At 56.6% G+C, this 19,676-nt stretch carries 17 protein-coding genes; 12 read left to right on the forward strand and 5 right to left on the reverse strand.

Annotated features, from left to right (window positions below; all coding sequences use genetic code 11):
* Positions 1-175: 175 nt before the first annotated feature.
* Genes gspD through AC1RT2_RS30765 form a run of 12 tightly spaced genes read left to right on the forward strand, consistent with a single transcriptional unit; the run spans position 176 to position 10,545 of the window.
* Positions 176-2,299 carry a type II secretion system secretin GspD gene (gene gspD, locus AC1RT2_RS30710; RefSeq protein WP_493108124.1) on the forward strand — a complete coding sequence of 708 codons (2,124 nt, stop codon included), beginning with the start codon at positions 176-178 and terminating at the stop codon, positions 2,297-2,299.
* On the forward strand, positions 2,299-2,775 hold the full coding sequence (locus tag AC1RT2_RS30715) for a prepilin peptidase (protein WP_493108126.1): 477 nt from the start codon (positions 2,299-2,301) through the stop codon (positions 2,773-2,775). The genes gspD and AC1RT2_RS30715 overlap by 1 nt, the downstream gene beginning before the upstream one ends.
* The gene (gene gspG / locus AC1RT2_RS30720) at positions 2,772-3,239 is read left to right on the forward strand and encodes a type II secretion system major pseudopilin GspG (protein WP_493108128.1); all 468 of its coding nucleotides are present in this window, start codon (positions 2,772-2,774) and stop codon (positions 3,237-3,239) included. The genes AC1RT2_RS30715 and gspG overlap by 4 nt, the downstream gene beginning before the upstream one ends.
* Complete coding sequence (locus AC1RT2_RS30725; RefSeq protein WP_493108130.1) at positions 3,226-4,260, forward strand: PilN domain-containing protein; 1,035 nt, start codon at positions 3,226-3,228, stop codon at positions 4,258-4,260. The genes gspG and AC1RT2_RS30725 overlap by 14 nt, the downstream gene beginning before the upstream one ends.
* The gene (gene gspM, locus AC1RT2_RS30730; protein WP_493108132.1) at positions 4,257-4,862 is read left to right on the forward strand and encodes a type II secretion system protein GspM; all 606 of its coding nucleotides are present in this window, start codon (positions 4,257-4,259) and stop codon (positions 4,860-4,862) included. The genes AC1RT2_RS30725 and gspM overlap by 4 nt, the downstream gene beginning before the upstream one ends.
* Positions 4,859-5,401: a hypothetical protein gene (locus AC1RT2_RS30735; protein ID WP_493108134.1), complete on the forward strand. Its 543-nt coding sequence runs from the start codon at positions 4,859-4,861 to the stop codon at positions 5,399-5,401. The genes gspM and AC1RT2_RS30735 overlap by 4 nt, the downstream gene beginning before the upstream one ends.
* Positions 5,394-6,269 (forward strand): hypothetical protein, encoded by an 876-nt coding sequence (locus AC1RT2_RS30740; RefSeq protein ID WP_493108136.1) that lies wholly within the window; start codon positions 5,394-5,396, stop codon positions 6,267-6,269. The genes AC1RT2_RS30735 and AC1RT2_RS30740 overlap by 8 nt, the downstream gene beginning before the upstream one ends.
* Complete coding sequence (locus AC1RT2_RS30745; RefSeq protein ID WP_493108138.1) at positions 6,262-7,899, forward strand: GspE/PulE family protein; 1,638 nt, start codon at positions 6,262-6,264, stop codon at positions 7,897-7,899. Before AC1RT2_RS30740 ends, AC1RT2_RS30745 begins: the two co-directional genes overlap by 8 nt.
* Positions 7,892-9,106, forward strand: coding sequence for a type II secretion system F family protein (locus tag AC1RT2_RS30750; RefSeq protein WP_493108140.1), 1,215 nt, complete (start codon positions 7,892-7,894; stop codon positions 9,104-9,106). Before AC1RT2_RS30745 ends, AC1RT2_RS30750 begins: the two co-directional genes overlap by 8 nt.
* Entirely contained in the window at positions 9,103-9,579 is a 477-nt protein-coding gene (locus tag AC1RT2_RS30755; RefSeq protein ID WP_493108142.1) for a GspH/FimT family pseudopilin, read from the forward strand. The genes AC1RT2_RS30750 and AC1RT2_RS30755 overlap by 4 nt, the downstream gene beginning before the upstream one ends.
* The gene (locus AC1RT2_RS30760; RefSeq protein ID WP_493108144.1) at positions 9,569-9,946 is read left to right on the forward strand and encodes a prepilin-type N-terminal cleavage/methylation domain-containing protein; all 378 of its coding nucleotides are present in this window, start codon (positions 9,569-9,571) and stop codon (positions 9,944-9,946) included. Before AC1RT2_RS30755 ends, AC1RT2_RS30760 begins: the two co-directional genes overlap by 11 nt.
* Positions 9,943-10,545 carry a type II secretion system protein GspJ gene (locus tag AC1RT2_RS30765; protein WP_493108146.1) on the forward strand — a complete coding sequence of 201 codons (603 nt, stop codon included), beginning with the start codon at positions 9,943-9,945 and terminating at the stop codon, positions 10,543-10,545. The genes AC1RT2_RS30760 and AC1RT2_RS30765 overlap by 4 nt, the downstream gene beginning before the upstream one ends.
* 154 nt (positions 10,546-10,699) lie before the next feature.
* Here the strand turns inward: AC1RT2_RS30765 and AC1RT2_RS30770 are convergent, their stop codons facing one another.
* The 5 genes from AC1RT2_RS30770 to AC1RT2_RS30790 form a co-directional block, all read right to left on the reverse strand.
* Positions 10,700-11,221, reverse strand: coding sequence for an Imm26 family immunity protein (locus AC1RT2_RS30770; RefSeq protein ID WP_493108148.1), 522 nt, complete (start codon positions 11,219-11,221; stop codon positions 10,700-10,702).
* 265 nt (positions 11,222-11,486) lie between these two features.
* On the reverse strand, positions 11,487-11,741 hold the full coding sequence (locus AC1RT2_RS30775) for a DUF7660 family protein (RefSeq protein WP_493108150.1): 255 nt from the start codon (positions 11,739-11,741) through the stop codon (positions 11,487-11,489).
* Positions 11,742-11,744: 3 nt separating this feature from the next.
* A complete protein-coding gene (locus tag AC1RT2_RS30780) occupies positions 11,745-18,056 on the reverse strand; it encodes an RHS repeat-associated core domain-containing protein (protein ID WP_493108152.1) in 6,312 nt (2,103 codons plus the stop codon).
* A gap of 542 nt (positions 18,057-18,598) precedes the next feature.
* The gene (locus AC1RT2_RS30785) at positions 18,599-19,231 is read right to left on the reverse strand and encodes a CatB-related O-acetyltransferase (protein WP_493108154.1); all 633 of its coding nucleotides are present in this window, start codon (positions 19,229-19,231) and stop codon (positions 18,599-18,601) included.
* A 185-nt stretch (positions 19,232-19,416) separates the two neighbouring features.
* Positions 19,417-19,676 (reverse strand): hypothetical protein (locus tag AC1RT2_RS30790; RefSeq protein ID WP_493108156.1); only part of this gene is annotated, 260 nt, incomplete at its 5' end.

Here is a 19,676-nt window from a genome sequence, read left to right on the forward strand (position 1 = left end):
ATGCCACAATCAAGCCGCAATTCACTAAATCATGACTTTTCTACACAACTTAAAAGATTTCAGCCTCTGAGCGATTATAGGCTGCTCGATTTAAACCTGTGGATTGTCGCTGCGCGCCGTAGCGGATTGCAGCAAACGCCTCATACCCTAGCGCTCACACAACCGAGGGGACGCGGTGGACAAGTTGAGAATGTGCGCCGGAGCAATGGCTTTGGTGCTTTGCGGCTGCGCCGCCGATGGGGATGGAGGCGATCAATGGGTCAAAGCGCTCGATAGCGTCGACAACCGCTCGTCCGTCCGTGGTTACAGCACTCAAAACCTTAAATCGCTCGACCGGCAACAGACCGCTGGCACACCGAACGGATTTGGAGAGGTCGGCTCAGGCAGCTTCGTCAATGGATACGCGTCCACCGTTGAACCGGCACAGATGGCCGACGGCAAGGATGGATATACCCTCAATCTGGTCAATGCCCCTATCGCTCAAGCGGCACAGAAAATCCTTGGCGACCTCCTGGGGCGCTCTTTCCTCGTCGATCCGCGTGTAAAGGGAACCGTTACCCTACAGACCAACGGCCCCGCATCTCAGGAAACAATCTTTGATATCTTGGAATCCGCCTTGGCGGTAAACGATGCCGCGATCATAAAGAAGAACGATCGTTACGACATTGTGCCAGCATCAGAAGCCTTGTCTTCGGCGACAGTCACAGGATCGTCAGACCCGGTCCCGCGCGGCCCAGGTACGCGGGTCCAAGTGCTTCAGCTCAAGCATATCTCGGCAGACGAGATGGCCAATATTCTGGAGCCGATTACCCGAAAGGGCGCGATCCTGCGGATCGACAGCACACGGAATTACATCGTGCTCGCGGGCAATTCGACGGAAATCAGCGCAGCAAAAGAGTCCGTTTCGGTGTTCGACGTCGATTGGATGAAGGGCATGTCGGTTGCGATCCTGCCGCTCAAATCCGTCCAGCCCAAAGACGTCGTGAGCGAACTTAATTCCATTTTTGGCGTGCAAGACGGACCGAACGCTAAATCCATCAAGTTCGTCCCCAACGCCCGCCTGAATGCCGTTCTCGTGATCACGTCCAAGCCTGCCTATCTGCAGAAGGCTGCCTCCTGGATCAAGAAACTCGACAATCTGGCTGAAGCAAGCAGCGACCAGATGTTCGTCTATGAAATCCAAAACCGGCCGGCCGCCGAGTTGGCGAAGGTCTTGCAAGGTGCACTTGCCGCTGGATTTGCGGGATCGAGTGCGGGCGTCGGCTCCTCGGATACTTCCGTCGCACCGGACCTTATCGCCGAAACAATCAGCTCGAACGGTGATGCATCGGTTGCCGTTGATCAGGTGCCGCAGGGCGTTTCGGATAGTTCTCCTACTGCGAGCAGTGTTCCGACCGTTGTCGCAGACATCGACAATAATGCCCTTTTGATTTCCGCCTCGCCACAGGACTATAAGCGCATCGAGAAAATCCTGCGGCAGCTCGACGTGCTGCCGACGCAGGTTTTTCTTGAAGCCATTATCGCGGAGATCACCCTCAACGACGATCTCAAGTTCGGCCTTCGCTGGTATCTCGAAGAAGGCAATTCAGGCTTTGCGCTTTCCGACCTCGCCAATGGTGCGATCGACGCCTCGTTCCCTGGCTTTTCCTGGACACGAGCGACGCAGAACTCGCAGTTGGCCTTGAACGCCCTATCCGGGGTGACGAACGTCAAGGTCATTTCGTCGCCGACTCTGATGGTGATCAACAATCAGAAGGCGACGCTGCAAGTCGGCGATCAGGTCCCGATCGTGACACGAAACTCCACGAGCACCGATACGGATTCGGTCATTGTGAACTCGGTGGAATTGCGAGACACCGGCATCATTCTGGCGGTCACCCCTCGGATCAACAGTTCCGGCCGTGTCATGCTGGATATCGAGCAGGAAGTCAGCAATGTCGTGGAGACCACGACGTCGGGGATCGACTCGCCAACAATCCAGCAGCGGAAGATTTCGACACGCGTCGTCGTGAACGACGGCGAGAGCCTGGCGCTCGGTGGCCTGATCCAGGAGAAGAAGAGCCGCAACGAGAAGAAGGTGCCCCTGCTTGGAGACGTTCCGCTCTTAGGAAACGCGTTCAAGGCGAAAACGGACAGCATCAACCGTACCGAGCTTGTCATCTTCATACGGCCGAAGATCGTGCGCGATGTGCAAGAGGCACGGGATGTCACGGCGGAGTTTCGGGCGCAATTCGACACCGGAGCGTCCCAGACCAACGAGCAGCGTTTCAAACGCGATATGAAGCGGTTGGCGTTCTAATGGCCCTGTATCTCGCAGCGACCGGCGGGCTGGCGATCATCCTCGTGATTGTGACCGTCGTCGACATCAAACGCATGGTAATCCCCGACTGGGCGAATGCTTGCCTTTTGCTGTTGGGCTTAGTTTCGCAGACCGTGCTGTTCGAAGCCGATCTTGTCTGGGTCGCGTCGAGCGTCTTGGCCCTCGGCGGCCTTTTCTGGACTGTCCGATATCTTCACCGTCAAGCGACCGGCCGGATTGGTTTGGGAATGGGAGACGTGAAGATGGCGGCGGCGGCTGGCGCCTGGATCGGACTGGGTGCCATCCCATCATTTCTCTTGTTCTCCAGCGTATCCGCCCTCCTGGCAGCCTTGGGTCTTAGGGTATTTAAACGGGCGACTGCGCGGGACCGGCTTCCCTTTGGGCCGTTTCTCGCCGCTGGACTGCTGGCCTGCTGGCTTACCAACACATTCCCAAACGCGGCCATTTCGCTATGAAGACAACAGATTGCACGCGCCAAACGCAGACGGCTTCAGGAAAAGAAAAACACGCATCCCGGTCATCCGATGACGGGTTCACCTTGGTCGAACTGCTCGTGGTACTCGTCATCATCGGGCTGCTGGCAGGCCTCGTGGCGCCACGCGTTCTTGGCTACCTGGGAGAGGCGAAGCACGATAGCGCCGCCGTGCAGATCAAGAATATCGAAAGTGCACTCGAGCTCTATTTCATCGACAACGGTCAATACCCGACGACCGAGCAGGGGCTTGCAGCCCTTTCCGCAGCACCGGAATCGTCACCAGCCTGGTCAGGTCCGTATTTGAAAAACGCCGACACGATGAAGGACCCCTGGGGCAATGCATTCGTCTATGCCCCGGATTCGGACAGTACGAGTTTCAGCGTGCGATCTCTTGGGCGAGACGCGCGAGAGGGTGGCGAGGGAGAGGACCGTGATCTCCCTTAGAACATTGGCCGGCGATCAGAGGGGTGGTGTACTTGCCGATTTCTGGAATTGGTGGTGCACTGAGCTTCATAGCCTGCGCGAGGGGCCAGAGAGCGAGAATAACACGCGTTCATCTGAACCTGTCATCCATGTCGGCAGAGATGGCTATAAGCTGCGACCAAGCGGGGAAACAGGCAATCTTGATGACGTGATGGCAGCGCTCATGCGCTTGAAAACCAGCGGCCGGGCAAAGCCCCCATCGATTGGTATCGTTCTCGGCATTGATCGATCGGTCGAACGCTCTCTATCCCGGCTCCAGTTACCGCGCTCGACGGCGATAGCCATGGCCAAACTGGATATTGAAGCCGCGACACCCTTCAAGCCAGAAGACGTGTTGACGTGTCTCGAAACCAAGGCACGCGGTGCAGGTGCAAGGCGTTACTTCCTGATCAAACGGAATGTTGTTGAGCCCTTGCGGGATGCGCTTCGGACTGGCGGCTTTCGAATTTCCAGCACCCATGTCGACACGGCAAGTGGATCAGTACAGATCGACCTGCCGAATGCCACCAACGGGTTAAACTGGCGCCGGGTTGCAACAACCTCACTCGCCGTAGGAGCAGCCTGCCTACTGATTGTCTCGGTTACGAATGTCTGGCTGAGAGCACATGCAGCCAACCGCAGTTTGCAGGAACAAGCGGCGCTTGTGTCCGAACGCCTTTCGAAACTCAAACCGGAGTTTCAAAAGCAGCGCCAGGCCGAGGCACTTCTCAAAGAGGTGCAAGCACGAGATCGGGACACCGCGCCGACAACAGAAATTTTGCAGACCCTGACAGTTGGTCTACCGGACGGAACATACCTCGAAAACATCGCGATCGATGGGAAGTCCCTGACGATCGCAGGCTATTCGAGCGATGCCCCCCCTCTCATCGCTTTGCTGGAGAAAGATGCCCTGTTTTCCGGCGTCAGTTTTTCGGCGCCAACGAACAAGATCCCCGGAAAGCAAGGCGATCGGTTTGAAATCGGCATGAGGCTGGGCCGATGAATAGCGTGCTCGTGCGCATCCTAAACCTTACCCAGCGTACCAGGCGCATCTTAGCGGCTTCGATCCTCGCCGTGGTCGTTCTAACTTGCCTGGGATTGGCCGTTCAACTTGTCGCCTTGCTGCGGGCCGAAGTATCCGAACTGACGGCGCAGCGGGAACGGATCGGTGAGCAAGAGCTCGCCCTTCGGGCCATGCGAGCGGCGGTTGAGAACAAAAAGAATATCGGCGCTTCGCTGCAAAACACGTTTCTGCAAGGCGACAGCGAAGCCGTTGCGGAAGCATCCCTGCAATCCTGGTTGGGCGAGGCCGCTCAAAATGCCGGCGTTGATATGAACTCGATCAGCGGTGCTCAGCCGGTGGATGAGGGGGCGCTGCGCATGATCGGCGTCAGAACCAGCGTAACGGGCACGTATGATCGCATCGTCCAACTTCTCGCGATGATCGAAGCTTCCACGCCCCGGTTGACCGTGGTGAAGGGAGAGCTTCTATCCTCCTCCGACGATATGTTCGAGGAAGGCCAAGCCGAGCTGCGCATTACCGCCAACCTCACCATCATGGGGATCTCGGGACCTGAGACAAAGGGAACGGAGCAGACGCCGTGAAATATTCGGGTCTCCCCTTCTCGGGTGCTGTCTTCCTGGCAAGCGGCATTCTGGCGATTCTAGCATTGACTGTGCACTTCGACACGACGCCGTTGGCTTCAGCCAAAAACATGACCAACGCGTCATCGGTCCTGGGAGGAGATGATGAGCGAACGTCGTTATCATCATCCACTCTCCTTGAGAGGCCACTGTTCAACGTAACCCGCCGGCCGTTCGAGAAACCCGCACAGGTGCCAGAACCCGAGCCGGCGGTTGAGCAAGAGATGGGGATGGAACTTGTCGAGGAAGAACCCGCCCCTCAACCGGTCTTTCGACTTCTCGGCGTGGCGAAGATCAATGCTGGATCAATCGCTCTCGTTGCAGAAGGTGATCAGGGCCAAGCGCGCTGGCTCGCGATAGGCGACGTGATCGGCGATTGGACGGTCTCTGCTGTCGATCGCAGCACAATTATCCTGGCCCATCACTCCAAAAATGTTGCACCGATGACCGTTCCCATGTTTGCCGGGCCGCCGGAAGATGGGGGTCTCGAGATTGAGTGATCAAGGCACCACACGCAATCCCGGTGAGCAGGGCTTCGTCCTCGTATGGGTCCTGGGTTCCATCATGCTGTTGGCGTCGATCCTGACACCCTTTGCGATATTTGCTCGCATTCAATTCATGCTGGCCGCGAATGTCGAGGAAAGCTTCCGCTTCGATCTTCTCGCTGACGGCTTCTCCACACTTGCGCTAGCCACGTTGTCCGGTCGCGGAGAGAGTGGCTATCCACTTCTTAACGGAGATCAGCAAGCATGCAGCATCGATGGATATATCGTTCTTGTGTCATTGCAGGACCATTCAGGCCTCATAGATTTGAACGGGGCGCCTCCAGAATTGCTGGCGCTTGGCTTCCAGGCTGTCGGCGTCGACGCCCAGGATGCAGGTGGGCTTGCCCAGACTGCGTTGGAATTCCGCCAAGTTCGTTCCCGAAGCGAGCGAACTGAAACTACTGCGGTCAATCTTAAACACGCACCCTTTGAGGCCGTCGTCGAATTGAGGGAGTTTCCAAGACTGAGGGAGATCCCTACGAGAGGTCTCCTGGATATTTTTACCGTCCATGCACGGCAGGCTACAGTTTCGCGCCCTTTGGCTCGACCCGCTCTCCACCGAACGCTCGTCAATCACCGTGGAGGCGAACAGCTCGACAGCGATTCGCTTTTCCTCTCCGGCACGATAACGGCCCGAGTGGAAATTTGGTCCAGCAATGGAAAACTGCTCGGCTTTTCGGAGAGAGTTGTTTCTCTGAATTTCGAATCCGGACGCGTCGCCGAGCTCGAGCGCCGGGGGAAAGGTACCCAACCCGACAGGCCGAATACACGCACGAATTTGTCAGAGTGCGGCACGTTGTTGGGGATTAGCACACTTGGCTGAAGCGTCCCCCTCCCCCTTGAACGGGATTTCCGAGTTCCTCGACTATCTCGTAAGTCAAAACGCGATCACTTCCGAGGCACGTCTTCGGTACACCGCGGCAGCGCGCGCTAGCCGATTGCAGTTCGACGAAATTCTCCTCGAGCTCGGTCTTTTGCGTGAAGCAGACCTGGTCCGGTGGCTCAACCGCTATTTCTCGCGCGAGCCTCAGCCGCTGGCGCTCTCGGATGAGACAGAGGAGCTGGTTGCCGCACTGGGGTGGGAGTTTTGCTTCGAGCACGCCATCATGCCTATAGGGACGGGAGCCGGCATCACGCTTGTAGTGGCCAACCCCTTCGATCGGGCAAGCCTTGATCTGGTCGCCTACTTCTTCGACCTGCCGCTTGTTCTCGAAGCACATACAAGGGTTGAGATAAGAACTGCATTGAACACAATGCAAACAAGCAGACCTTCTTTTCCGGGCGAAACGACACCGGATGATATCGATCTTCTTGAAAACGATGCGGAACGACTGCGTGATATCGCTCTCGATGCGCCTGTCGTAAGTCTCGTCACGCGAGTGGCCCAAAAAGCCTTTGAGCTCGGCGCGTCAGACATTCACCTGGAACCACTGGAAGATCGGCTTAACATTCGATTTCGGCGCGATGGCATGCTTTCGCTCGAAGAGACGGCCTCTCGCGCCCTCCATACCGGCGTTGTCACGCGCATCAAGATCCTCTCGAGACTCGACATCGTCGAACGCAGACGCCCGCAGGACGGGCGCATGCGGCTTTCGATCCGGGGAGAAGAGGTCGATTTCCGCGTATCGGTGATGCCGAGTGTTCACGGCGAGACAATCGTTATGCGTCTCCTCGTGGGCAGCAATGCCAACTCGGACCTTGCCTCCCTCGGTTATGACGAGGAAGCCGCACAAACACTTCGACGTCTCGCCTCCGTCGCCAACGGCATTGTCGTGATGACAGGGCCGACAGGAAGCGGAAAGACGACGACACTTTATTCCCTCGTGCGGCAGCTCGACCGGGCACATGTCAAGATCTTCACGATTGAGGATCCCGTCGAATATCGAATGGAAGGGATCACGCAACTACAGATCGACAACGCCATAGGGTTGGACTTCCCAACGGCTCTGCGCTCGGTCCTCCGGCAAGATCCTGACGTCATTCTTGTCGGAGAAATTCGTGATCGCGAGACGGCGCAGATCGCGATCCAGGCAGCGCTCACCGGGCATCTCGTGCTGACCACGCTGCACACCAACAGCGCGGCCGGAGCTCTCACGCGAATGAGAGACATGGGCATAGAGCCATTTCTGATTGGCGCGACGATGCGTGGTGTCGTCGCACAACGACTTGCCCGCCAAAGCTGCCAGGAATGCCGCGACACACAGGATCCGTCATGCAGCGCCTGTGGAGGCACGGAAACGTCCGGCCGGACCGTGGTCTATGAAATCCTCCAGGTCACCCAGGGCATCGGCAAATTGATCAACAACGGCGCTGACGAACGCGAACTCGAGTCCTTGGCCATCAAGGAAGGTATGAGGCCCATGTCCGATTGCGGCGCACGGCTTGTCGAGAACGGTCGCGTAACCGACAAGGAAATCGCCCGAATTCTGAGTGTCGGCGGCGAACATGGCTAGCTTCCATTACAAGGCCTATGGACCGAATGGCGATCCAATCGATGGACTAATTGAGGCCGCAGACCGGGACATGGCGCTGAAAGCTGTTCGTCGACTGGGGCATAACCCTTTTCACCTGGCTGAAAGCAGTTCCGCAAACCGATCATTCGGCTTCACCGACCTCAAGACAGCCTTTGTTCGCAAGATTGACTATAGCCGTTTGTTTGCCGATCTGGAGGTTTTGCTGACTGCGAGCTTCACCATCGATCGAGCGGTCCACACGCTGCTTTTGGAGGCACGTGCCTCTCACGAGCGCGCGGCGCTCAAAGAGGTTCATGAGAAGCTTCTTTCAGGCAAGCCACTGGCAATAGCCTTTGCAGCAATCCAAGGCTTGGCTCCGAGTGTGCTCGCACTCCTTGAGAGCGCCGAAAGCAGCGGCCGTATCGATAAAGTCATGGCGTCACTCGCAAAGACCTATCGCGAAGTCGCGGAAAGTCGTGGTGCGGTGCTTCAGGCCGTTGCCTATCCAGTGTTCTTGCTCTGCTCGATGATCGCGGCGTTTCTGGTCATTCTGTTTTCCTTGGTTCCAGCTATCGCCCCGGTTTTTGAAAACACGAATGTTGAGAAAAATGATGTCGTATCCGCGCTGGTTTGGTTGCATGGAATGGTGTCGTCCAACGCCGATATTATCGCCGCAACGGTGGCTCTCTTCCTTGCTGCAGGCGTATGGCTGGCTTGGTCGCAGAAAGGCCGTGCGGTCGCCTTGGCGGCTGCATTGCGACTTCCGGGGATTGGAAGTGTGATCAAGGATAGAGCCAATGCCCGCTATATCGAGACATTGGCGATGCTGCTGGGCAACGGCGTTGGAATGCGAAAGGCGATGCATCTGTCGGTTGACGCCTGTCCAATACCGTCGTTCCGGACAAGCCTTGAGGAGATGAGCAATCGCGTCGTATCCGGCGGTACGTTCAAAGACGCTGCGAACACATCACAGCTGTTCGATGCCACCACGCTTGCCCTTATTGCCGTTGGCGACGACGCAAGCCGTCTCCCCCAGACACTCGAGCGCGCCGCCGAATTGCTGTTTGCACGATCAAATCAGAAGCTGGAACGGGCAGTCGCGACGCTTTCCCCGATCATGACCATTGCGATGGGTGTGATGATTGGCGGCCTCGTCCTTTCGATCATGTCCGCCCTTATCGGCATTAACGACATGGCATTCCAATGAGGCTCGAGGACGCTGGTGACAAAGGAAGGGATGCTGGCTTCAGCTTGCTGGAAACGCTGGCGGTGTTTGTCATTCTGGGGCTTGCTCTGAGCACTCTCGCCGTCGCCATGCGTCAAGGCCGCGCTACGTCCATGACTGCGATGCGGACTGAAGTGCTCACACTTCTCGCAACGGCGCGCAGCAAGGCGATCTTGGAATCTCGTCCAGCCTCCGTAGAGATCGACGTTCGCAGCAAAACACTCGGATTGAAGGGGGCCGAGAAAAACCTTCAACTGCCTCCTGCCTTCGAATTATCCGCGACAGTGGGCCAGGAAACAATCCGACATGGCGCGCTTGGGGCAATCCTTTTCCTGCCGGATGGGTCTTCGTCGGGGGGCCAAATCGTGCTCCAAGATACCGCACGAAATCAGCGCGTGACCATCGTTACGAATTGGCTGACAGGCATTTCCACGGAATCCGCCAATGCGGAATGATCTGCTCGACGATGATGGCTTCACGCTTCTCGAGGTGATTGTCGCATTCGCCATCCTCGCTCTCGCGCTCATCGCAACAAACCAGTCCGTCGCAATGGCCACGTCCCAGATACGACGATCGGAAGAAATCCAACAAGCCGAGATGCTCGCACAGGATGTCCTTGTTGAGATCATGCTTGGCACGACGGTTCCGAGGTCGGCAAGCGGTGATGGCCCCTCAGAACTCAGGTGGAAACTCTCGAGTGAGGAAATGCGCATCGCCATGGGTTCCCCACTTACACGCGTAACCCTCGAAATCTCCACGGACAGTGGACGCAAGGTACGGGACTACGTGACCTTTCTGCCACGGGAGATTGAGAGAGAATGACCGATCACAGTGATGACGGCTACACCCTCATCGAAATTCTGGTTGCGCTTGTCCTGTTGGGGCTGATGGCCACGATGACGATCAATGTTTTCCAGCAACTGAGGGTCGTTCGGTCGATCCAGACCCGTTATGAGGCAAGGAGCAATGCGGGAAGCGTCGTCGAGTATATAGGATCCGAGATCAGCCGGGCGCTGGCCATATCGCTGAGTACCGATGCAAATGGAGTGATGCGCCCGTTCGAAGGCACCGCGACGTCGGTCCGTTTCGTGGCTTCCACCCGAAGCGGCTTCAAGGAAGACGCGCTGCGTGAAATTTCGTTTTCTATCGAACCCAGGAATGGCGTGGCCAACGTCCTACGCCACACTCTCTCCAGGTTAGGAGGCGGTTCATCCTCAGACAACCGAGTTGATGAACTGCTGAAAGGAGTGACCAATCTTAAGTTCTCTTATCGATCAGAACGAAGCACTGACCAATGGGCTGAGACTTGGCACGAGAAGGCTGACCTGCCAGCGGCCGTTCGGATCCAAATGGCCGATACGAAAAGTGGTGTGTTGTTCTCCAGAACCGTGCTGCTTGTCGTTCGCGCGCGAGACAACTAGCCGCTAAGGTGATTGACGTGCAAGGTACCTGCGGTTCAGCGCCTCTTCATACGAACAGTAGATCAAAAATGCTGGCCAAAATATTCTTCGGAATGATAACTGAGTACCCCGAGAGCCGAGAAGTATTTTTACGCTGTCTCCTCAATAAATTTCGTCAATTCACCTTTAGGGAAAGTTGTTTTACCCATCTGTTTTCAACGCCTCGCCTGGCATCATACAAGCGCTCTTCTGCGTGTTCAGGATCCCAAACCGCTGCGCGCTCCAAACCGATACACTCTTCGACGCTTGCTGGCTTTTCACCGTGTCCAGTAACTACAAATAATTTTCCGGAGATATCATCTTGGCGAAAAGTCTGAATAGGTTTCTGCAATTCAGCAGGTAGAGGGATATTTCCAATAACCTTCCATCGACCTTTCGTAATCGCGCTATTCATTACGGCTATAGTAAATATTATTTTCCGCTTTTCAAGTTCCTCGAAATCAGAACAAAGATCACCATATTCATAGAACGCAACGAAAGGCTCTTCAAGAACCCTCGCATAGTGCTTCTCTCCGTTTATATCAATAAGCAGAACGTCTCCGGCTTTTCTACGAACTCTCACTCCCCAAACTCCTTGTGGCGCAACCAGCCCTTCATCGTGAGAAGAGCCGGAAAACTCCAGCTCCCGGCGGTCCAAGGTTTGGGCTCAGAGCAGATTACAATCATTTCCGGTCGCACTCATCGCTCGGTTTTAGACCGGGCAGGCTACGCCGGGATCATCACCGTAACCCGCTCCAACGCTGCGTAAATTGAAGACTCCGCGTTTCCGCCGGTTACTACCAACGCGCCAATTGGCGTATTCAAGGCCGCCGAGGCTCCGACGCAGTATTAAACACATCTCGCTTTAAATGCGGCAGCAATATTTTACTTAATGTAATTTGAAATAAAATATTTTAACCACCTCATTCATAAAATTTCGCCGCCAACAAAACATCCCCAAGAAACTTCCAGTTTAAGTTTTCAGGTACACGCTTTCCTTCGTTGAAGTAATAACCCTCCATATCTTCCACCCACGCCCCCATGGCACTCAGAAAGCGATCTAGACTCGCATTTTCCCAAGAATCGGGATCGTTCCTTAGATCATCAGTCAAGGCTTTTATAAAATTGACGAAATCCTCACGCGATTGGATAGATTGATTACTTTCATTCAGCGTCATATTCTACTCCCCTCGCACACGAACTGATGTTCCATTGTTTCTGGTTGTAAATTTCCATGCCTCTGCCGCAATCTCACTCGGGGTTGCCATCCGATATGGTACCGCAATTTCTGCTCGCCGGAACGCCTCAAGACGACGGTTATCCAAAGTGAAGAGATTTCGTTGTTTCTCCACTAGACGAATAGCTGGAATTTGCCCTGGCTGTACCTTACCGCTTCGAAGACCGGCGGCAAGGTCATCAACGGAACCACCTGTACTAAAATTTCGGCTAATACTGCTTTGACTGAAGCGAACCGCTGCCGGGTCTATTGTTCTCGTCGCTTGAGTCTCCCCGAGAAGCATAGAATTCGTCGATTTCGTTGCCCCTAAAAGCGGAGCAACACCTAATAGAGCTGCGCCATGGTTCATCCCAACCTGTTCGCTCGGATTTTCCGACGCGTAGAGTCCAAGTGAGGACGAGCCTGCTCCCGTCAAGGCGTTCATAGCGGAAGCTAAAGAATTATAGACACCCTTAGGAATACCTTTCAGCGCACTTTTCCAGCGAATTGGCCCATCAAGTTGTGGACCCGCCAACGAGGCTTTGAATTCAGAGTCAATTTTGTTGAGTTCGGCGCGGTCGGCGCGCTCCGTATCACGATCTGAAAGCTCACCATTGATACCATCGACGGGGCCACCTGGCGTATCCGAACCATAGCTATGCCCATTGGGATCGCTGTTGTTGACGGGATCGTTGTCGGCGTATGCATACCTATTCGTGCCGACGCCTTGCATCGTGGGGTCCCAGTCATCGGGCGAGATGAAGCGTCCGAGGATCGGGTCCATATAGCGGGCATTGAGGTAGAGCAGGCCGGTCTCGACGTCGAAGCGCTCGCCGATATAGGCCTTCTGCGTCGACGCGCTGGGATAGACCGGCTGGCCATAGGCATAGTACGGCGTGTGCTCCGTTCTGACGCCCGCGACGTTGGTGACGGCCCTGACCGAGGCCACGTTGTCGCGGTGCAGGAAGAACTTGGCTACGCCGACGATCTTGATGTCGGGATGCGGATAGCGCGTGTAAACGTCGTTGACCGTGTCGTGCTCGACCTCGGCATCCGGATAGTAGGTGACGCCGGAGGTGGAGGATTTCTTCACCCGGGCGCCATCGGGGCCGTAGGAGAAGTTGACCGGCACATCCGCCGCCGTGCCGTTCAGCATGGTTACCCGCGACAGCCGGTTGGCGTCGTCCCAGAGGAATGTGCGTTCGCCGTCGCTCGTCATGTTGCCGTTGGCATCATAGCCGATCGCCTGCCCGCCGATGGTCAGCGGCGTGTGCGGCCGCAAAGCCGTGGCTTCCGGATAGGTCAGCGTGCCGAGCACCGAATTGCTCGTCATGTTGCCGTTCATCGCGTAGGTGTAGCTGCGGCTCTGGCTCGTACCCGCAGACGTGGACGTCAGCCGGCCGAAGGCATCGTAGGTATAGCCAACATCATTGCCCGGATCGGTGGGCTGGCGGGTGATACGCCCCGTCTTGTCACGGGTGAACGTGGTCCAGACGATGTTGGTGCCGTCTTGGGCCTTGGTATCGACCCGGGTCAGCCAGCGCCGTGTCGGCGAATAGGTGAAGGTGGTCGTGACCTTGTTGGCATAGGTGATCGACGCCGTCTGGCCATCGGGCTCATAGGTCGTCGCGTTGATGTATCCCGGGATTTTCGTCAGTTGGCCCTTGACGTTATAGATCCAGGGCGATGTGCCGACGGTGAGGTCGGGCGCGGCAACGCCGGCGCGTCCATAGGTCTTGGAGAGCGGCTGCCTGCCTTCGTCGTATCCAATCTCCTCGACATGGGCGACTTCTGCGCCGATCTTGTTCGACTTGTAGGCAAGCAGGCCGTCGGCATTGTAGGCATATTCGATCGTCGCGTGCGCATTGACGGACTTCGTCAACTGACCCCGGTTGTAATAGCCGGTCCGCGCGCCGCCATAGGTGTTGGTGGCCAGCACGGTCCCATTGACCTCACGGGTCAGCACCTGATCCAGCGCGTTGTAGGTGATGGTCGTGATCTTGCCACGCGCGTCTTTTTGCGTGACCAGACGGTTCGCGTCGTCATAGGCGTAGGTCCAGGTGCCGAGGTCCGGATCCTTCGCGCTCAGGCGATTGCCCACCATGTCATAGTCATAGGTCCAGACAGATGCGTTGTGATCCTGGACCTCCGTCAGGCGATGGAAGGCATCATAGGTGGCGCCATAAAGCGTGCGTGTCGTGTCGTCCGGTGCGCGCTGCATCACCGTGATCGTATCACCCCATGTCGATACGAAAGTGAGCGTCTCAAGGCCTTCCTCATCGGTGACAGATGTCCTCAGCAGGACGGGATTGTCGGAACGGCTGACGCTGGCAGATGCGTAATAGGCATAGGCCCTCCGGCTGGGGCTCTCGGAGGTATGGTCGGGATTGTAAACCGTCAGCGGCCGGTTGTCCCAGTCATAGGTGGTCTTCGTCCAGTAGACGGGGTCACCGACCACATAGGGCAGGCTGACCTGCCGGATGTTGCCGCGGGCGTCGAAATCGGTGTCGACCTGCGCGGTCGGCGAGGTCGCATCGCCCTTCTCCACGACACTGCGCACACGCCCGAGCCCGTCAAAGTATTGTGTCTTTTCTGCTATCTTCGAATCGGGAAGGCTGATGGTCGTGACGACATTCTGGGCCAGCGGGTCGCCAAAATTGACGTAAGCAGTCTTGACGTAGGAGCTTGTCACCGCGTTGGTCGCAGAGACCGGGCGGCAAAGCACGTCGTATTCGTAGTTCGTCGCCACCGCACTGATCGGCTTGACCCAGGCCGGTGCCTCGCACGTGCCGTCATAAGCCGCCGTCGAGACGACGTAGCCATTGACCGCCTTGCTTACAGGATAAAGGTAGTAGGTCGTGTCGTAGGTCCAGGTGGTCGTGATACCTTCGGCGGCGTTCTCCTCCGTCAGGCGGTTGCCGGAAGGGCTGTAGGTGTAGGTCGTTGTGAGCCACTTGGCGGTCGAGCCTGACCCGGACACCAGCTCATAAACCGTCGTCAGGTTACCCTTGGACGGTGCGGTTGCGTAGTCCTGCCCGTCGTATTTGTAACGGGTCATCTTGATCACAGGCGCGGTGCTATCCGTGCCAAGGTAGACGTACTCCGTACGAGGAGCGGACACGATGTAGTCGGAGAGATTGTGATCGTAATAGTTCCATGTGAACACTTCATCGTCCTCAACATCCGTCCTCCCGAGAGACGTCTGTGTCGTCACGTTCCCGTAATCGTCATAGGTCCGGGTCGTATTGAGGGTATGCGCTGCTCCGGTTTCGAAGCGCTGGATCGTCGTCGAGACGTTCTGCGCACGATAGGGGATCGTCGTCTTTTGGACCGTATAGCCCTCACTGGTTTCCACACGCGTCACCCCGGTAGCATCCTTGGTGACGATCTTTGCCGGCAGTCCGATGCTGGCCAGATCCTGCCTGTAGGCCGTCGTCACCGTTGGGGACACGTCCTCGCCTTCGATTCGCGGAAGCGATTTCACAACGGTACCGAAGCCGAGAAACTTGCGCTTTGGGGCATAGAAATAGCCCTTCGAGTAGCTATAACCCGTGGTCGCCGAACCACCTCGACCATCGCGGACTTTGACTGACGTGACCGTTGGCAGCGAGAACGGCATGAACGTGTTGTCCCACGCCGAAGACGGCTTGTAGCTCACATTGATCTGAGCATCTTCAGGCGTCACCTCCCGAGCTGTCTCCAGCGTCGCAACCCGATTCAGCACATTCGCTATCAGGGTCTTCGAGCTACCGTAGCGGATCAAGTACGGCTTGTTTAACGCTGCTGCGTCATAGCTGAACGATATGTGCGGGTCGTGACCGCGATCTGTTCCCTCGTATCCAGACTCCACAGGAGGCGCATAAACAATGTCCGTTTGGCCATCCCCGTTGAAGTCACCGGTGCGTAGCCAGCTTGATGCCGCCAAAGACTGCGCCTGGAAGGTCTTCCCGTTCGCCCCCTGCGTCAGGCGATAGGATTTCCACGCACGCTGCGCCACCGCATTGGCCAGCTCCTCATACGGGGCATAAAGGCCGTCATTCCTCGCGGCTTGCGCCCAGCCAGCGATAAATTCTGCCTTGCCATCGCCATCGCGGTCAGCAGCGTACCCTTCCGCCAACCATCCTTTGCTCGCTGCACCCGCGACAACAATCGGCGAATCCAGCCAATCGACATAGTGTTCACCGGTGAACAGCAACACGCGCATCTGCAAAATAGGGTCTGAGGCACTTGGATCGATCGGCCCCCACGGCGGCGAAGCTCTCTTCAGCTCGACAATGTCGTCCAACCCGTCGCCATTCAGATCGGCAAGCGTGCAGCTTTGAATACAGGTGACACCGTTAAAATCTCGCCGGGCAACTGCTCCGTTCACCCATTCATAGCCGTCGATACCGCGTCCATCGCTACTGATCTTTTGCTGTCCGCCATCATCGTAGAGCGACGTCAGCCCTATGAAGGAGCCCGAGGGATTGGTGAGTCCATCTCGGCCATTGCCATCGGGATCTGCTGAAATGGTAAAAGGAAGCTCCTTGCCGCACGCTTCCTTGACATATGGGTCGGATATGGCCGCATCACCGGTATCGCCGCACGTGTTCACCTCGAGGTCAAACGTCGTGCCGCTCTTAGTGAAGATCGCTTCCCACTCGACCGACGGGTCATCGCCGCCTTTGCGAAGCAACATTTGTGTCTTGCGCACGTCAGTGGCGAAATGACCGACCGTGAACCCTTCGAATGGCGTGTATCGCGTCTCGAACCCTCTTCTCTCTATATCCAACCACATCTCGCAGGGTAGCGTAGATGCATTGAACCGCGCGAACACGCCGTCCAGCAGCGGACTGTGGAACAGGGCGAAGCTGCAATTGCTAGTCGTCGATGTTTTGGAGGCGTGCAGGAATATCTCTGACACCGCATCAGAATTGACGTCTGTAACGGAGATACGGTTCCGGTACTGCAATCCGGGAGCGATAGAGTTCGAGCTGAAGTGCGGCGTCTTCAGGCTCTCTATCTCGGCAGCTGCCGTGAAGCTGCCGCCTGCATTGTAGCTGAAGTTGGTGACGGGCAAGTTCGTTCCCGAGGTGATACGTCCGTCCGCGTCAAGAACAAGGTCGCTGCCGAACGGCTGGACAGACGCAAGCTGCGATGCGCCGCTTCCTGCCGCCTGACTGTATTCCAGCCGGTAACCGCGAGTGACGGCCGCGCCTGTCTTCACGAGAATGGTCGCGATCCGAGACTTGGTCGTCGTGATCGTATGACCGTTCGCCATCAGCAGAAAGTCAGGCCGTTCCTCGTAAAGGAAGCTGATCGTGCGCTTGTTGTAGGTGATGCTCGTCACGTAGCACAGCGGCAGTTCCGGGCAGTCGTAGCCGTAGTTCACGGTATTGCCATTAACGTCCTCGACCGACGTTACCATCCACCGCGCCTTGTAGGCCAGATTGTACGCTGCACTGCCTGAGGCGGGCGCCGTCGCCGGCCGCGCAATATCCCCGACCGCCTTGAACGTCGTAAGGGTACCGTCGCGCGCCGTCACCTTCCACTGTCGGGTCGATGTTGCATACGAAATCTTCAGGTAGTTTTCGACTTCCGAGACGTAGTTTCCGCCCGCAAGGCAGGACGCACCACCAGCCACACGGCTGTTTGCGCACTCGAAAAGTGGTTGCCCGTTGAGAACATAGATGTCTCGCTCGGCCTCGTTCTTGCTGTCATCGAATGACGGGATCCCCAGCTTCGGGCGGGCGCGCTCGATGACAGACACCCCCTCCAACCCCCACCCATAGCCGAGCCAGCCCTGATAGGTACCACTGACCTTGGTCTTGCGGCTGGAGTTGTAATTGAGGCCGAGTTTCGGCTCCAGGCCTCGGAATGCAGGTACATCAATCGGGTACTCGTAGCTGAGACCGCCGGTGCTCGATACGTCCGGCAGCTTCACGCCGGCAGGGATCGGCGTTTCGTTCGTGACGGTTTTTCCGTCCTCTAGCGGGGCAGCAGCAGCCGCCTCGCGTGACGCCGACCCGTCAGCCGTTGCCGAATCGCCCTCAGGTCGCAGAAATAAAAGCTCGTCAGGACTCAATACCTGCTGATCTGCTGGCCCTTCGTAGGCATGCGGCTCGACCGGGACATTGGCGAGGTCGAGATCAACAACCGGCCCGAGATCACTACTCTGGATTAAATCGGGTTGCCCGATGATCTCGATGGGGATTTCGTCCGCTTTGGCAGGAAGAGTGGCGGAGGAGAAAACGATCGATGCCAAGACACTGGAAATTAAACGGAATTCAATGCGCACGAATAGCCCCCAAATCGATTACCTGAAAGGGCTAATAGGCTGCAAGGCAACAATCAAGCCGGACCGCCTAATTCTAGCCATAATTACGCAACTTGTGCACACACATTTTTTAGGCGATCAGTAGAGCAATATATAAACTCATGGATAGAAACGGAATTCTTGGGGGCATAGCTTCTGAAGAGGCATTGTATTCTTGGCATGCACGACTGATTGGTGCTTCAGGATTGAGGGCGTTCACGAAAGCAAAATTTTCAGTTTGGTGCCTTAATTCGAGCGGCCCCTGCCCCTCCCGCCTTGCGGTTGATGGCAAGTGCCACGTGCTCTTGATTGGATTCGAACGCTCGCCCCACTCGTTTGATTAGATCTAACACACTGAAATTGCTCAGCGGCGTGCGGCCCCTTGTCCTCCGCGAACGGCTGACAAGGGGCCGTCTGCAGTCTGACTGCTTCCCGAACGCAAGAGACGAAAGCGGCCTTGCCGCCGCAATTTGCCGGAATCAGTTATCGGCCCGAAGCAGACGTGGCGAGGCGGTAATCCCGGGCTAGGCGATTTTGAGAGCGGCCAAGTCACCATTGCTCAAGGATGTCAAATTCGCTTCGATCTTCTCGATCGACCAATCCCACCAGGCAATATCGAGAAGGTCGTTTATCACCTCGGCGGGATAACGCATCCTGATGACGGCCGCCGGATTGCCGCCAACCACGGCATAAGGTGGGACATCGCGAGCGACGACCGAGGCTGCGGCCACGATCGCACCCGCACCAATACGCACGCCGGGCATGATTGCCGCGTTGTGGCCGATCCAAACGTCATGGCCAACCACCGTATCTCTGACAGGCAGGTCTTTGTAGCCAAAAGTCTCGGGCTGGAAGACCCGAAATGGATATGTTGTGAAACCAGTCATCGGATGATTGGCTGAACTGGTTATGAAATAGCTCCCCCTAGCAATTTGCACAAATCTACCGATCACCAGTCGCTCGCGACATCCGTGGCCGAGATAGGGTGCCAGTATCTGGGCCGTTTCTTGCGGTGCTCCAGAATGCGTAAAGTAGCTGAAGTCGCCGACTTCGATCCGCGGGTGGTCGATGACGTTCTTCAGGTAAACTGTCTCCGTATACACCCTACCGTCAGGCAGGGTGATCGGGTGAATTGCGTCCGCATCGAGGAGCGACATGAAGAACCTTTTCGACTGACCGACTGTAGGGCAACCGGAAGCGCCCGGCGCATTGGACAAGCTTGATCGATCTGAGCGGAGCGACGATATCGCTACCAACCTGTCAAATCCATCTCGCCGCCTCTATCGCTTCCATCAAATGTTTTCATCAGAGGTTTCACAGAGTGCGAGCATCCAATGACTACTTATGGCGCTTCTGCGCCAGAAGACCCATTGCCTAATACGGCCATCAAACCGCCCACCCGATCGCCCCCATGTCTCTCGACTGGTCGATCTCCAGCATAAATGCATTGAAGCTTGTGGCTCAGCCCCATAAACCCTGCTGGGTAATGTTTTTTGATTGCGGCAGCCGATCCTATGTTCTTGGGGCGTGTATCGGTTTGAATGGAAGCTGACAAAGGAATGCAGATGTCGATCACTGTCCAGAAAACAATCCCCGCTGCGC

The organism is Shinella sp. GW821-FHT11G07, assembly GCF_058808115.1.

What these genes read in the sequence shown, in the direction of transcription:
- AC1RT2_RS30715 (WP_493108126.1), top strand. Translation starts at nt 2,299, where the DNA reads ATGGCCCTGTATCTCGCAGCGACCGGCGGGCTGGCGATCATCCTCGTG.
- gspG (WP_493108128.1), top strand. Translation starts at nt 2,772, where the DNA reads ATGAAGACAACAGATTGCACGCGCCAAACGCAGACGGCTTCAGGAAAA.
- gspM (WP_493108132.1), top strand. Translation starts at nt 4,257, where the DNA reads ATGAATAGCGTGCTCGTGCGCATCCTAAACCTTACCCAGCGTACCAGG.
- AC1RT2_RS30750 (WP_493108140.1), top strand. Translation starts at nt 7,892, where the DNA reads ATGGCTAGCTTCCATTACAAGGCCTATGGACCGAATGGCGATCCAATC.
- AC1RT2_RS30755 (WP_493108142.1), top strand. Translation starts at nt 9,103, where the DNA reads ATGAGGCTCGAGGACGCTGGTGACAAAGGAAGGGATGCTGGCTTCAGC.
- AC1RT2_RS30760 (WP_493108144.1), top strand. Translation starts at nt 9,569, where the DNA reads ATGCGGAATGATCTGCTCGACGATGATGGCTTCACGCTTCTCGAGGTG.
- AC1RT2_RS30765 (WP_493108146.1), top strand. Translation starts at nt 9,943, where the DNA reads ATGACCGATCACAGTGATGACGGCTACACCCTCATCGAAATTCTGGTT.
- AC1RT2_RS30775 (WP_493108150.1), bottom strand. Translation starts at nt 11,741, where the DNA reads ATGACGCTGAATGAAAGTAATCAATCTATCCAATCGCGTGAGGATTTC.
- AC1RT2_RS30785 (WP_493108154.1), bottom strand. Translation starts at nt 19,231, where the DNA reads ATGTCGCTCCTCGATGCGGACGCAATTCACCCGATCACCCTGCCTGAC.